Annotated in this window: 13 protein-coding genes; 1 reads left to right on the forward strand and 12 read right to left on the reverse strand. The window is 37.6% G+C overall.

All coding sequences use genetic code 11. The features are described from left to right. The 7 genes from I6F42_RS19685 to rfaH form a co-directional block, all read right to left on the reverse strand. Positions 1 to 704 (reverse strand): GDP-mannose 4,6-dehydratase (locus tag I6F42_RS19685; RefSeq protein ID WP_197153165.1); only part of this gene is annotated, 704 nt, incomplete at its 3' end. A gap of 1 nt (position 705) precedes the next feature. Further along, complete coding sequence (locus I6F42_RS19690) at positions 706 to 1,746, reverse strand: NAD-dependent epimerase/dehydratase family protein (RefSeq protein WP_197153166.1); 1,041 nt, start codon at positions 1,744 to 1,746, stop codon at positions 706 to 708. A 100-nt stretch (positions 1,747 to 1,846) separates the two neighbouring features. Beyond that, positions 1,847 to 3,127 (reverse strand): Vi polysaccharide biosynthesis UDP-N-acetylglucosamine C-6 dehydrogenase TviB, encoded by a 1,281-nt coding sequence (gene tviB, locus I6F42_RS19695; protein WP_197153167.1) that lies wholly within the window; start codon positions 3,125 to 3,127, stop codon positions 1,847 to 1,849. Between the two features lie 372 nt (positions 3,128 to 3,499). Further along, on the reverse strand, positions 3,500 to 5,749 hold the full coding sequence (locus I6F42_RS19700; protein ID WP_197153169.1) for a polysaccharide biosynthesis tyrosine autokinase: 2,250 nt from the start codon (positions 5,747 to 5,749) through the stop codon (positions 3,500 to 3,502). Between the two features lie 15 nt (positions 5,750 to 5,764). After that, positions 5,765 to 6,199: a low molecular weight protein-tyrosine-phosphatase gene (locus I6F42_RS19705; protein ID WP_007582278.1), complete on the reverse strand. Its 435-nt coding sequence runs from the start codon at positions 6,197 to 6,199 to the stop codon at positions 5,765 to 5,767. A gap of 12 nt (positions 6,200 to 6,211) precedes the next feature. Continuing rightward, complete coding sequence (locus I6F42_RS19710) at positions 6,212 to 7,327, reverse strand: polysaccharide export protein (protein WP_197153171.1); 1,116 nt, start codon at positions 7,325 to 7,327, stop codon at positions 6,212 to 6,214. A 562-nt stretch (positions 7,328 to 7,889) separates the two neighbouring features. Further along, positions 7,890 to 8,375: a transcription/translation regulatory transformer protein RfaH gene (gene rfaH / locus I6F42_RS19715; RefSeq protein WP_197153173.1), complete on the reverse strand. Its 486-nt coding sequence runs from the start codon at positions 8,373 to 8,375 to the stop codon at positions 7,890 to 7,892. A gap of 585 nt (positions 8,376 to 8,960) precedes the next feature. On the opposite strand from rfaH, the gene I6F42_RS19720 reads away from it, so the two are divergent. Beyond that, entirely contained in the window at positions 8,961 to 10,331 is a 1,371-nt protein-coding gene (locus I6F42_RS19720; RefSeq protein WP_197153174.1) for an MBL fold metallo-hydrolase RNA specificity domain-containing protein, read from the forward strand. Positions 10,332 to 10,561: 230 nt separating this feature from the next. Here the strand turns inward: I6F42_RS19720 and I6F42_RS19725 are convergent, their stop codons facing one another. The 5 genes from I6F42_RS19725 to I6F42_RS19745 all read right to left on the reverse strand — a co-directional run. Next, positions 10,562 to 11,983: a lipopolysaccharide biosynthesis protein gene (locus tag I6F42_RS19725; RefSeq protein WP_197153175.1), complete on the reverse strand. Its 1,422-nt coding sequence runs from the start codon at positions 11,981 to 11,983 to the stop codon at positions 10,562 to 10,564. Positions 11,984 to 12,063: 80 nt separating this feature from the next. Further along, positions 12,064 to 13,107, reverse strand: coding sequence for a TDP-N-acetylfucosamine:lipid II N-acetylfucosaminyltransferase (locus tag I6F42_RS19730; RefSeq protein WP_197153176.1), 1,044 nt, complete (start codon positions 13,105 to 13,107; stop codon positions 12,064 to 12,066). Then, positions 13,097 to 14,227, reverse strand: a complete 1,131-nt coding sequence (gene rffA, locus I6F42_RS19735) for a dTDP-4-amino-4,6-dideoxygalactose transaminase (RefSeq protein ID WP_007582294.1) — start codon at positions 14,225 to 14,227, stop codon at positions 13,097 to 13,099. Before rffA ends, I6F42_RS19730 begins: the two co-directional genes overlap by 11 nt. 3 nt (positions 14,228 to 14,230) lie before the next feature. Further along, positions 14,231 to 14,908 (reverse strand): GNAT family N-acetyltransferase, encoded by a 678-nt coding sequence (locus I6F42_RS19740; RefSeq protein ID WP_197153177.1) that lies wholly within the window; start codon positions 14,906 to 14,908, stop codon positions 14,231 to 14,233. Further along, the coding region (locus tag I6F42_RS19745; protein ID WP_269435915.1) for a sugar nucleotidyltransferase at positions 14,901 to 15,363 on the reverse strand (463 nt) is incomplete at its 5' end. The genes I6F42_RS19745 and I6F42_RS19740, both read right to left, overlap by 8 nt.

Here is a 15,363-nt window from a genome sequence, read left to right on the forward strand (position 1 = left end):
TCTCTAATCTGATCACCTTTACCATAAATAGGTAAGTCTTTACCTTCTAGCGCATTAAGTATTACTAAAGGTATTAACTTTTCAGGGAAATGATATGGCCCATAGTTATTTGAGCAATTGGTTACGATTGTAGGAAAGCCATAAGTACGTTGCCATGCACGAACTAAGTGATCGCTAGACGCCTTACTTGCTGAATAAGGACTGCTTGGTGCGTAAGATGTTTGTTCAGTAAACAAAGGTAGCGCTTTACCTAACCCATTACCTACTTGCTCATCTGGGTGAGGTAAATCTCCATATACTTCATCCGTTGAAATATGATGGAATCTAAATACTTTTTTCGCATTAACTTCTAAGTTATTCCAGTAACTGCGAGCTGCCTCAAGTAAGTTATATGTGCCTACAATATTAGTTTGAATAAAGTCGCTCGGCCCTGTAATTGACCGGTCTACATGACTTTCAGCAGCTAAATGCATTACGACATCGGGCTTATGCGTTTCAAAAACTCGATCCAACTCTGTACGGTTACAAATATCAACTTGCTCAAATGTATATCGTTTACTAGTAGATACTTTTAATAGAGACTCTAAATTGCCCGCATAAGTAAGCTTATCGAGATTAATGACCGTATCAGAAGTATTTTCGATTATATAGCGAATAACAGCAGAACCTATAAAACCTGCCCCGCCAGTAACTAAAATCTTCATATCATTTATTACCTAAAAACTCTTTATACCATGGCATTGCTTTACTAATACCTTGCAATATTTTGTACTCAGGCGCGTAACCTAGTTTATTAACTGCTTTACTTACATCTGCTTGCGAATGGCGTACATCACCAGCCCTAAAGTCACGATATTTTGGAGCTTGGGTAACATTTATATCGCACTCTTTAAGTGCAGACTGTATTGATTTGTATAAGTCGTTAAGAGTTGTCCGGTCGCCCACAGCTACGTTATACACGTTGTCTTTAGCTTCATCTTCTGCCGTTGCGGCAAGTATGTTCATTTGTACTGTGTTTTCGATAAAGCAAAAATCACGGCTGGTTTCACCATCACCATTTATAAATACATCCTCGCCTTTGATCATATCAGCAGTCCACTTAGGGATTACTGCTGCATAGGCACCGTTAGGATCTTGACGTTGGCCAAAAACATTAAAGTAACGTAAGCCAATTGCTTTAAAACCATAGGTTTTTGCATATACCCCTGCATATAGCTCATTTACGTATTTAGTTACTGCGTATGGAGAAAGTGGATTACCAATATTTTCTTCCACTTTTGGTAGTGCCGGATGGTCGCCATAAGTAGAGCTACTTGCTGCATAGGTAAAACTTTTAACGTTTGCCTCTTTTGCCGCTTGTAACATATTTAAAAAGCCAGTGATATTTGCAGCATTCGTGGTAACAGGGTCAGCTATTGAACGCGGTACAGAGCCGAGCGCTGCTTGGTGTAATACGTAATCAACGCCGTTTTCGTTATTGGCTAATGCGGTTTCGCAATCTTGGTAGTTACGAATATCACCTTCAATAAACTTGAAGCCTTGCCATTGCTCTGCAGTAACTAAGCCTTTTACTTCATCAAGGTTATGTTGATGGCCCGTTGCAAAATTATCGAGCCCTACCACATTTTGATTTAATTTTAATAAATGCTCTAAAAGGTTTGAGCCAATAAAACCAGCAACACCTGTCACTAGCCAGGCTTTAGGAGAAGAAAGTAATTCTACTTTAATTTGTTCGTAACGAGTCATGATATTCCTTGTGTGAGCTTAGAGATTAGCAAAATCCAAAGCATTATTAGTTTGTAATGCTTATCTTAAAAGCGCGGGATTGAACCCACGCTTACAATAATTACAAACGCATATCTACGCTCTGCTTTGGTAGCACGTATTTCAAGTCATAAAGTACATGCTCAGCTTTACCTAGTGCACGTATTTGCTCTGCACCCATTTTTTTGAATTCGTTATGACCTACAGCAAGAATGATTGCGTCATAGTTATTTTTTTTGTGCTCAGCAGTTAAGCTTAAACCATATTCATGTTGAGCTTCATCGTTTGAGCACCACGGGTCGACTATATCCACATTAATATTGTATTCTTTTAGCTCGCTAACAATATCGACCACTTTTGTATTACGTAAGTCTGGGCAATTTTCTTTAAACGTTAAACCCATTATTAATACGTTTGCACCATCTACATGAATACGCTTTTTAAGCATATTTTTAACCAGTTCTGATACTACATGTTTGCCCATACCATCGTTTAAACGACGACCGGCTAAAATCATTTCGGGGTGGTAACCAACACTTTGTGCTTTGTGCGTTAAGTAATATGGATCAACTCCAATACAGTGTCCGCCAACTAAACCTGGACGAAATGGTAAGAAATTCCATTTAGTTCCCGCCGCTTCTAGCACTTCAAGAGTGTCGATACCTAGTTTATTAAAAATAATCGATAGCTCATTAATTAGAGCTATATTTACATCACGTTGCGTATTCTCAATTACCTTTGCAGCTTCAGCCACTCTAATAGAACTTGCTTTATGTGTGCCGGCCGTAATTACTGACTTATAAAGTTGATCAACTTTTTCAGCTATTTCTGGATTCGAGCCTGAAGTTACCTTTAATATGTTAGTAACACGGTGCTCTTTATCACCTGGGTTTATACGCTCTGGTGAGTAGCCGGCAAAAAAGTCTTTATTAAATACTAGGCCCGATACTCGTTCAACCACTGGTAAACACGCTTCTTCTGTTGCACCTGGATATACCGTTGACTCATATATTATTATGTCGCCTTTTTTAACCACTTTACCCAGCATTTCACTGGCTTTAATAAGTGGTGTTAAATCAGGTTGTTTATGCGCGTCAATAGGGGTTGGCACTGTAACAATATATACATTACAGCTTTCAAGATCTGACACTGTATATGAGAAATTAAGCTGTGGAGATTGTTTAAGCTCTTCATCACTTACTTCAAGTGTAGAGTCGTGGCCGGCTTGTAACTGCGCAATTCGACCTTGGTTAATATCGAAACCTGTTACTGGGAATTTTTTACCAAACTCAACTGCTAATGGGAGGCCTACATAGCCTAAACCTATAATGCCAATTTTTAGGTCCGTTAATGAATCGTGCATAGTTGTACTCTCTTTGTTTGGTTATAGAGCTTCGAGTTTTGGACTTCGAGCTTCGTAAAGTTAAATTTTAAAATTGGTTTCATATTAAAACGAGTATACAGAGGTATACTGGTGGATAAAAAGCGCGTTTTATAATCTTTTTCGGGTGGGTTACCATTCATTTTTTTATGGTAAAAACGCTCTGAATTTACTAAATCAGTACGCAATGGCTCACCACTAAATTGCATTTTTTCAATTTAGCATCTCAATAATTTAACACCCCACTGAGACACTTATTTCTACATTGAGACAGTCAACTTTAACTATCTCATTGTAATACCTTGTTTTTATACTTTTATTAAAAAGTGCCCAATAGGCCCCCATTTTTATAAATCATTTATCGCTTTTGTATTCGTAGTTGTAGTAGCCGTAATAGCCATACGCATTACTCGCTTTTTTAACAACACCGTTAAATACTACACCTTTTACGTCTATGCCATTTTGTTCAAAACGATTACGGGTAAGCTCTATTTCACGCACATGGTTTTGCCCAAAACGGGTTACTAGTAAAGTAGTACCGGTATGTGCACTTACAATTGCAGGATCGGTTACTGCAAGTATTGGAGGGGTATCAATAATTATAATGTCGTAAGCGGCGCTTACTTCTTCAACTAGCTTACTAAAGTTACTATGCATTAATAGCTCTGAAGGGTTTGGTGGTATTTGCCCGCGCGTAATAACACTTAAGCCTTCAACTTTAGTCTGTTTAGTAACTTGCTCTAGGTTTAATCGGCCTGATAGGTAATCACTTAAGCCATCGTCCCACTTTAAACCAAACTGAGTTTGCAAATAGCCTTTACGCATATCGGCATCAATAATCAGTACTTTTTTACCGCTTTGCGCAAGCACACTTGCTAAGTTAACCGATATAAACGATTTACCCACACTTGGGCTTGGGCCCGATATAGCAATAATATTATTTTTAGCTTCCATCATCGCAAAGTGCAAACTTGTACGTAAGCTACGCAGTGCCTCTATTGCTAGGTCAGCTGGGTTATCAAGAGCTAATATACTTTTAGGCTTATTTGTTTTGTTTTTACGGGCTCGTTCAGCAAAGCCACTTAGTTTATCTTGATAATCTGAGTGAGGTACACTTGCGTATACAGGTAAGCCTAACGCTTCAATTTCGCTTGGGTCTTCAACGCCTTTATGCATTGCTTTTTGTATAAGCACAATTGCCACAGCTAACATACCACCTAGCATAGTCGCCATTACCACTATTAATGCTTTTTTAGGTTTAACTGGCTTGCTGGTGTTTACCTCGGCGTAGTCAATTATACGTACGTTACCTACAGTGCCTGCGCGAACTATATCAAGCTCTTGTGTTTTACTAAGCAGCAATGTGTAAATTTGGTTACTTACCTCAACATCGCGTTTTAAACGTAGTAGCTCTTGTTGAGTTTCTGGCAGGTTACCTACCTCACCAACAAGCTCTTGTTTTTGGCTTTCAACTGCTTCTATTTGCTCAAGTATACCTTGGTACGAAGGGTGATCTTTTTTAAACTTTCGGCCAATATCTAAACGCTTTAAGTTTAGCTCTTGTAATTTAGTTTCAAGCTTTACAACTTGCTCAAGCACGCCTTGTGTTTCGAGCGTTATGTTTATCGATTGGCGCTTTATTTGGTAGTCGTTAAAGCGTTGTTCTGCGTATTCAAGCTGCTTTTTAATTTCAGGTAATTGTACTTCTAAAAACTCTAGCGACTTTTGTGCCTCAGCGCTGTTACGCTCAACATTCCGGCGTACATAAATAGCTGCTACTTTATCAAGCACTTTTTCAGCGTAGCTTGGTTTTGTGCTTTGTAAGCTTAAATTAATTATGCCTGAGTCTTTCCCTTTTTCGCTTGCGCCAATTGCAGTTTGTAAATCCAAAATAGTATTAAGACGATCTTTACGGGTGATTGAAAACTCTGTATCAGGGCGTGCATTTAAAGTCCGAACCGTTAAATTAAATTTACCGTTAGTGAGCTCCTCGCCCACTTTACCCGTTAATATTTGCTCACCGTCTTCATTTAAAAGTGCAAGGCTATTGTTAACTTGTGCTACAACTGTGAACTCTTTATTGATTGCAAAGCGTGGTACATCAAACCTAAATACATTAATGCTTTCACCACCCCATGCGTAGCTGTTAGCGCCAAAACTTGGCTCAGCTAAGTCGCCATCTTCTATTGGGGTAAATTTACGATAAGCACGGCTACCAATAAACGGGAATAATTTAGGCTCTGCTATTACATCAAGCTTTAAAGTGTCTACTGCCTCACCTATTATACTGCGCGATTTTAGTAACTCTATTTCGGTTACTGCAGCTGATGTACTTTCGAACATGCCTGCCATATCATCAAAACCAGGAACTGATGCGCCGCCGTCTTCAACTTGTATCATGGCTGTTGCTTGGTAAACAGGGGTACTTAATACTGCATAAATAACACCTACAAACATAAACAGTGCGGTTACGGCTACTATAAAATATTTGCGATCGAGCAATGCGCCTAGTAGCGCCATTAAATCAATTTCTTGCGTTGGTTGTGTGTTATTAGTGTTTTTATTATTAGCGTTACTAGCGCTGTTATTCGGCTGGGAATTCATTAAATTAGCCATTCCTTATAAATACTTTTGCCAAGCGCTACACGCGCTGTCGATTAATGTGTAAACGTGTTCAAAAGCCTCTTGGCTTTGGCGGTACGGGTCTGGTATTTCAGCGTTATTAATCCACTTACCGAGTAAAAACGTTTTACCGCGCGCCTCTGGGTAGCGAGCATGTACGTCGTTTAAATGGCGTTCTTCCATTACTAGTATTACGCTGTTTTGCGCTACTAAGCTTGATGTAAGCTGCTGGCCTTGGTGAGCATCCATATTAACGCCATGTGCGAGTGCTATTTGTTTTGCTTTTGCATCTGCTGGTTTGCCTTCAAGTGCTGTTAACCCAGCAGACGATACTTTAATATTTTTGCCTTCAAGCTTTTGCTTTAAAACATACTCACCTGTTGGGCTGCGGCAAATGTTGCCTGCACACACTACTAAAACTGAATCAAACATTTTTAAATACCCTTAGTTTGCAGTTATATCGTCAACACTATCTACAGTAGCGATTGACGGTAATAGTAAGCTTATTACACGGTTCCAACGGGCAAGTGGTGCCGATGTTACATATACAATATCGCGCGGTTGTAACTCAAACTGCTCAGCTAATACCATTGCCGCTATATTTTTAGCATGTAATTGGTATACATTTGCAATAACACCTGTTTGCTCTAGGTCACTTTTACGCAGTACAAATACGCCATTAGCATCGGCTGTTGCTTCATTTAAACCACCCGAATCGCTAAGCGCTTCGGCCAAGTTTAAACCATAACGGTTAAGCGTTACTGAACCTGCTTTTTTAACATCACCTAATACAAATATTTTTTGTGCATCGTTACGATTTACATGCACTATGTCGCCATGCTGCAATAAACGGTTTTGCGAAATATCACCATGAGCATAAAAGTCATCAAGTTTAATAACTTCTGTTTTATCGCCACGGGTAAATGTTACTGTGCGCCAGTCGGCCTCAGCGGTTAAACCACCCGCTTGGTTTAGGGCATCAATTAAGGTAAGCGGGTTCTCTGTGACTGGATATATTCCAGGTTGCTTTACTTCACCCGTTATATATGTTTTTTGGCTTTTAAAGCCCACTACTTTTACGTCAACTTGAGGGTCTTCTATCACTCGGCCTAATCGCTTAACAAGCTCGTTACGTACTTGGCTTATTGTTTTACCCGCTGCGGGTATATTTGGTGCGTAGGCATAAGTTATTGTGCCGTCTTGTTGCACACGGAAGCCATCAAATTCAGCAGTACGCTGGGTACCAGCCGGTATTGTTAGCTCTGGGTGATCCCACACGCCTATTGTTAGTACGTCGCCCACACCTATTTTATATTCGTAGTCACTTACATTTAAACCTTCAGTACTTGAAAGTGGTTTAGCTGCTACACGTGCTTTATTTTGTTTATTTATTAGTAGCGAGTCGATTATTTGAATGTTTACTTTTTCGAGATCTTGTTCGAGGTTTTGTGTTTGCTCGCCTGAGTCTATACCTTCAAAGTGGCTGCCTGGTACTATTGTACAGCCGGTCATGCTTAGTATTGCGAGTATTGATGCGAGTGATTTACAGCTTAACGCCATTGTAGAATCCCAAAATTATTTTAAATATTGCACTTACTCACCAACCTTGGCGAGCACTTGTATTTTAGCCGACTAATTAAAGCATGAGCCCTATTGTGAAGCAATAGGCTATGGTTTGTAAAATCTTTGTTACTTAGCTTTAATTAGCACTGAAATTATATCAGTATTTTCATAAGGTATTTATGAATAAATTCAATTGGATGTAGTTTTTAGTAAAACACCAGGCTCATTCATTACCAATTGCATAAAATAAAGTGAACTAGGGTAAATGAAAGATCACTAAAATATAGAGATTACGAGCTTTGCTCGTCACGCCAGCAAGCTGTACGTTTTGTATCTCTCATTGATAAAGATTAGCTATCATTTATCACATCGAAGTCAGTGAGCTTGCCTGTGCGTCTTGTATCTACAAGTAATTTTAACCACGGAGCTTTAAGTGCTTTGGGCACGCTTCCGCCCTTAGGTTACAGTTCCTACTTACTGATATAAAGCTATTTTACGCGGCATAAAGCCGCTGCTACGTTTTAATTTACGCGGCATAAAGCCGCTGCTACGCTTTTAGTTATTGTTGTTTAATATCTTTATTATCTACACTTACTGCAATTTTTTGATTAAGTAAGTTAATTAATAAAATACTGCGCATGTCGCCATCTGGCTCTTTGTATATTGCTTGTATATTACTAAATGAATCGTTATTAACACTTACTGCATCACCTATTTTTGGTATTTTTGATTCTGTGGTGTGCGAACGTTCATTTTTTAACTGGTCAATTATGTGCTTAGAAACCAACTGATAATTTGCACCATAAGAAACAAAACCGCCTATTCCACGGGTGTTTTTTACAGCAGAAAAGTTACCATTTTTTGATTCAAGGCATACAAATAAATAATTAGAGAATAAAGCAGTTTGTTGGACGGTCCGACGACCTTTAACCAACCTTTCGGTAGTTAGTTTGGGGTAAAACGCTTCAATCCCTTGATTTTGCAAATTAGTTTTGGCTCTTTCTTCTTGCTTAGGTTTGCATACGACTAAATACCAACTTTCCATAGTAGTCCCTACCTAATACATCACTAAAATTGCAATAAATACAATTCCAAACTAAACAGCGGCGACATTATAGCCAACATAGAGTGCCTATGTAAATAAGCCTTAGTGGTTAATAGCCACTCACTTTAATAAATATTGTTATTGAGTTTAAAGGGAATAAAGGCTTTAACGCTAGTTTAGTACCTATAAAGCCATGTTTAGATTGGGCTAAATAAAAGTTTAGACGCGAAAATTTATTAAAAACTTTAATTAATATTTTTTAATAAATATACAAGTAAGAGCGCGAAGTAAATTCGCACCTACAGGTTGGTGCATATTTGTAGGTGAGGTTTTATACCTCGCTTTTTGGGAGTTAAAATACGAGCGCGAAGTAAATTCGCGCCTACGAGGTGGTGCATATTTGTAGGTGAGGTTTTATACCTCGCTTTTTAGGTGTTAAAGCATGAGCGCGAAGTAAATTCGCACCTACAGGTGGTATATTGAAGATGAGGTTATTAATTTAGCTCAAGCGTTAGAACCTTGAATAATTATGGCTTTACTTCTACCTTAAAATTCAATGTAACAAATTGATGACAAGGAAGCACAATGCAAATACTTCACCACGGAGCGGTTAACGGCGTTACTGGTTCGTGCCACGAGCTGGTAGTTAATGAGCAAACAAGTGTGCTTATTGATTGCGGATTATTTCAAGGCGAAGACTCTAAAGCCGACCTTTCAATTGAGTTTAATATTACCCATGTTACTGCCCTTATTGTTACCCATTGCCATATTGACCATGTTGGTAGAATTCCTTACTTATTAGCAGCCGGTTTTAAGGGCCCTATTTTTACAAGTATTGCATCGGCCAGCTTATTACCTTTAGTAATTGAAGATGCTTTAAAAGTAGGTGTAACCCGCGACCCTAAAATTATAGCTGCCTGCTTAAGCTTATTAAATAAACGCATAGTTGCTGTTGATTATAAAACGTGGTTTGAACTACCTTGCAAAGGGCTCAATAAAGCTAAGGCGAGATTTCAGCGTGCTGGGCATATATTGGGCTCTGCCTACGTTGAAATTGATATTACAAATAGTGATAACAACAAACATCGCGTTGTATTTTCAGGAGACTTAGGTGCGCCATACACCCCGCTACTCCCTTCGCCTAAACCGCCGTATAAAGCCGATACTCTAGTTATTGAATCAACCTACGGTGATAAAAATCATCAAGGCCGTAAAGAGCGTACTAAAACGCTAAAAAACATTATTGAACGCGCCGTAGCCGACAATGGTGTTGTTTTAGTACCTGCTTTTAGTATTGGCCGCACACAAAAGCTGCTATACGAGCTGGAGCAACTCATACATAGCTCATCTAAAAAGTCTAAGTGGCGAGACATTCACGTAATACTCGATTCCCCCATGGCAGCTCACTTTACCGAGCAATATAAAAAATTTAAGCACCTTTGGGATAGTGAAGCCAAACGCAAAGTTGCAAATGGTAGACACCCGCTCGATTTTGAAAACCTAACTACGGTTGATTCACACAAAGAGCACATGGCTATTATTAACTATTTAAGTTCGCGGCAAACACCAGCCATAATATTAGCGGCAAGCGGTATGTGCACAGGTGGCCGAATAGTTAATTATCTAGAGCGATTTTTAAATGACAAAACCACCGATGTATTGTTTGTAGGTTACCAAGGTAATAAAACTTTAGGCCGTGAAATTCAAACATATGGACCACGTAATGGGTATGTTTTTATAAATGATGCTCGCATTACTATAAACGCAAAAGTACATACAATTAGCGGGTACAGCGCCCATGCCGATCAAAACGGATTAATTAAATTTGTAACGGGTATGCATAAAAAGCCAAGCCATATAAAAATTGTGCATGGCGATGATGATGCAAAAAACGCGTTAGCAAATAAGTACAAAGAAGTTTTAGGTAATGATGTTGAAGTTGAAATAGGTAAATAATAAAGCTTTAATTTAAGAACCACTTAAAGCTGATACTTACATACTTCAAATAGAAGATAATTAAACACTTGTATTTAGACTATTTTTCCTTCAAAAAAGTCATGAGAGTGCAGTCAAATAACTGTTAATAGTGGTTTTGTGAAGTGGTTGAATATTTTATTAGGCTAACTTTAAAAATGTTTATGTATTTATTTGTGGTTAACCTAATTGTAGCAGTCAAAGAAAGTTTGCTAAGACTTAATTCCAGATATTTTTTTGGCAATGAAACTTTTACTTTCAGAAATTTCATTTTTAAAAAATAAAAATAAGCTCAATAATATCAAACACCAATATAACGCAAAATAATTTTGTAAACTGCTACCGTATAATGCATGTATAACAGAACCAAATACCAGTAAAGTTGTATAAATATACATACCCAACCTAGGAATTGCTTTCCAAAAGTAAATAGAAAATTCAGTTCTTAATATAAAAAATACCCAGAAAGAAAAACACGTACTTATAGCGGCGCCAATTGCACCAAACTTTGGAATTAACCAGACGTTTCCTAGCAAGTTAACTCCAAAAGCAACTACAGAAGCAAGCATTGAAAATCCGGTGCGCCGGGTAATACCTAGGCCTACGACGCTTGTTTCGGATAGAGTATAAAGCAATGGATATCCTAAACACGGAACTAAAATCCACTGAACCGCTTTATAATTATCCGGTAGTATAAACGTTACTACCGCAGAGAGTAGGCCAGCCAAACAAAATAAAATAATAACGACTAATAATACATATCGGTTTACTTTAAATATTTTATCAAGGTTTTCATTTGCTGCAGCCCACTTATATACAACGGGAACCCAAACAGTAGAGAAAACACTCTGAATAATGGTCGCAGCGGCAGCAAAACTAACAGCAACAGAGTAAAGCCCTAACTGCTCAAAATTTGAGAGCTCTTTTAATAATATTTTATCTGACGCAGTTAGCCCCCAGAATGCTAAGCTGCCAAAAATCAGTGGCATACCAAAGCTTAAAAGACCTTTTAACTGGCTAAAGTCTAGCTTTTCCTTAAGCCCTGCAATCCACTCGCTTCTTGTATTCCACGCATATATAAAAAAAACTAATGATATAGCTGCAACATTGGCTATTACAAGATTAGTAATATTTTTATTAACAGAAAATAAAACATAACCTAAGATAATAATGATTAGAAGCAGCTTAGGAAGCAGTTGACTCATTGAGTAGGCGAAGCCTTGCTCATTCATTCGCAAAATTAAAGATAAAAACCTAGACATAAAAGCACATAAAACAGCTAAAGCGACTAACAGGCTGAGAAATTGGCTATTAACCTCAAATAACCATAACGAAATTGTATTACCGTAACTGAATAGTAAACATAAGCTAATAATTAATAAGCTTAAACCAGGGAAAAATGACGCTTTTAATAGGCCTGGTTTATTACTTACTTCGTGAAATTCACGTACATACGCTTGATCTAGCCCTAAGCTAAAAAAGAGTGTGCAAAAACCAACCACTACATTGAGCATAGCTATGCGGCCAATATCTTCCTGAGTAAAAAACCAAGTGATAATTGGCAAACTCACAAAACCTAAGAGAGCACCACCTACTGGGCCCAATGCAAAAGATAGGATTTTTTTGGGGGTCATATTTTTTTATGTTCCAACATACTAGTAACCCCAATAGAATATTATTTATAAAACAACGACTATTAAAGGTTTTGAAATAGTTACTTATCAAATAATTGGGTAAGTTGCTTTTTATAGTTCTCTGTAGAGAAGTAATTTTTTACAATTTCAATATTTTTAGGTAATTTGTGGCAATCTAGATTATTGAGCTTTTCAATATCGCCAACGTTAATACCTTTTTTAGAAAAAAAATGCCATTGTGTGGTTTCACTTCGCAAGTAAACAGTTTTACCAAGACCTAATAAAGTTATTGTATTTCCCATGGCTTGTTGGCGTTTATGATTAAAAAAGGCAATATCAATTGAGCTTAAAAATAATAAATAATCATCAAATGGCATAAAATCTGTAAGGGGTTTAAACTTTTCGCCAAACCATTCTTTACCTTGCTTTATTACTTGCTGTGCATATTCTTGATGCCCGTACGACAAAGGTACATAAATACATATATCCTGATGTTTAAATGGTAATAACTTTTCCAACGCCTCTATATGATTATTACTCGGGTCGGCTGAGTTGCCTACTTGAATATTTACCCTCACCTTATCAACTGCGGGAAGTTTATATTGTTTGTATAAGTTACTCGTGTACATTAAGCACTCATGGTAAGTTCCTTTTGCTCCATACCAGTCTTTTGCAAGAGCTATATCTCCTTCTAAATATGTAACTAAATGCCCAAGCCGATTTATTACCCTGTGCCTTAAAAGCTCATTTATTTTTTCTTTGAGAGTGACACGCTTTAATTGATAAGCATATAAGTCTGCTCCCCATATCATCCAATAACACTTTTTAAGCAACCAAGGCATAACACTTAGTATTTGAACCATTTTTATATCGATTAAACTGTGTAATATAATTTTATCAGCTCGGTGCATTTTTATTATTAATTGAGTATGGTGCTTTACCTTTAATAAAGCCGAACGCCCTGACAAGCAGATATTATTAGCATCTTCAAGCTCATCATCAGCCATGCCATTTTTAATTAAAAACTCATGCTCATCACTATTAAAGTTTTGATTTATAAATCTAATATATGGAGGAATAAATTTATCACATTCTGCTACATGTAATATTCTTTTAGCCCTCACGGAAAAACCCCTCAACAGCTTTAACAACCTTTTCTTGTTCAACGTGGGTCATTCCGAAGTACAATGGTAGACGGACAAGTTTTGCGCTTTCATGGGTCGTGTAAGTATTATCACCTACAAATTTTCCAAACATTTCTCCCGCAGGGCTTGAGTGCAGTGGGATATAATGAAAAGGTGTTGTAATACCCTGCTTTTTCATATAACTAATAAATTCATTTCGCTCTTCATTTGAGCTCAATTTTATATAAAACATATGCGCGTTATGCGTTAATGAATCGGGAATATAGGGTAACTGTTCAGCCTTTAGTTTTAGGCTAAGTTTACTGTAATAATAATCCCATATTGATAAACGAAAATTATTTATCGTGTCTGCGGCTTCAAGTTGTGCATATAAATAAGCCGCTTGTAACTCGCTTGGTAAAAAGCTCGACCCTATGTCCTGCCACGTGTATTTATCGACGATACCATGCAAGAACTGGCTACGATTTGTTCCTTTCTCACGTATAATCTCAGCTCGCTCAACCAGCTTAGGGTCATTAATTAAAATTGCCCCACCTTCGCCACCCGATGAGTAGTTTTTAGTTTCATGAAAGCTATAGCAGCCTATATGACCAAGAGTTCCTAGTGCTTTACCTTTATAGGTAGACATTACGCCTTGTGCTGCATCTTCTACTACCCACAAGTCATGTTTTTCTGCGATAGCGAGTATTGTATCCATTTCACAAGCTACACCTGCGTAATGTACTGGCACTATTGCTTTTGTTTTAGCCGTAATCGCAGCTTCAATGAGTGTTTCATCAATATTCATTGTGTCCGGACGAACGTCAACAAATATAATTTTTGCACCACGTAATACAAACGCATTCGCTGTAGATACAAATGTATAGGAAGGCATTATAACTTCATCGCCTGGCTGAATATCTATCAAAATGGCGGCTAGCTCTAACGATGCTGTACATGAGGGAGTTAGTAATGCTTTTATTGTGTTGAAGCTGTCTTCAAACCATTTTTCGCACTTTTTAGAGAAGTAACCATCGCCGCATAACTTGTCTGATGCAATCGCTTGTTCGATATACGCTAATTCTGTGCCTACTTTAGGAGGAATATTAAAAGGGATCATTTTTTAAACCTGTTTATAAAACCAATATGATATATCAGCAATGCTAAAACCATTTTTACTGTATAAATTTGCTGCGGGGGTATTGCTAGTTTGTGTTGCAACTTTTATCTTGCTAACGTTATTTGCTAAACAGTAGGCCTCTATTAGCTTTAGCAGTTCACTACGACTAGCTACTCCAATAAGCCCTATAACGGCTTCTTTATTTCTAATCCGAATGGTAATAAAACCAGAAATATTACCTTCGCTCTTTAAGACTAAGCAACAGTCATCGAATTTAGATAAAACTGCATTTTCGATCCACGTTTGATAAAAGCAATCTCTTTCACTTGGAGAAAACCACGGCTCTCTAAAACGACTATTCACATATAAATCACTTACTGTACGTTTAAGTTCATCAATATCGCTTTCTAGCGCTAGATAACAATTAAAACTTGGTAGTGAAACTACGTCATTGCTGTCTAGTAAGCTTTTTTGAAATACAACTTCTCCCTCAACAAAGCTAAAGCCGTACTTATTCATTTTATCTAAATCGTGATAGTTATTTGAACTAACTTTAGTTGTTACCAGTGAGTTACTAGGCCAATTTTTATTTTCTATATCATCACTTGTTAGCTCAAGTGAAAATATTGTCTTGTTAAAAAAGTGGCTATCCCACTCCTTCAAAGTAAAATGATTATGCATTACTTTTTACTAAATCCATTAGATATTGACCGTAACTATTTTTAAGCATTGGGGCTGCAAGCGCTTCTACTTCAGATTTAGTTAGCCACTTATTATTGAATGCAATTTCTTCTAGACAAGCTATTTTGTAGCCTTGACGCTTTTCTATTGTTTCTACAAACTGAGCCGCTTCAAGCAAGCTTTCATGCGTACCTGTATCAAGCCAAGCAAAGCCGCGACCAAGTATTTCAACATTTAGCTTATTTTGCTTTAAATAAATTTCATTTAAGCACGTTATCTCTAGCTCACCTCTATGCGAGGGCTTAACTTGTTTGGCTATTTCTACAACAGAATTATCGTAAAAATATAAACCGGTTACCGCTAAATCAGACTTTGGTTTAGCTGGCTTCTCTTCAATGGAAATAGCCTTTTGGTTCTCATCAAATTCAACGACACCAAAACGTTCCGGATCTTTT

This window comes from Pseudoalteromonas sp. SWYJZ12 (assembly GCF_015864395.1).
Taxonomy (GTDB): domain Bacteria; phylum Pseudomonadota; class Gammaproteobacteria; order Enterobacterales; family Alteromonadaceae; genus Pseudoalteromonas; species Pseudoalteromonas arctica.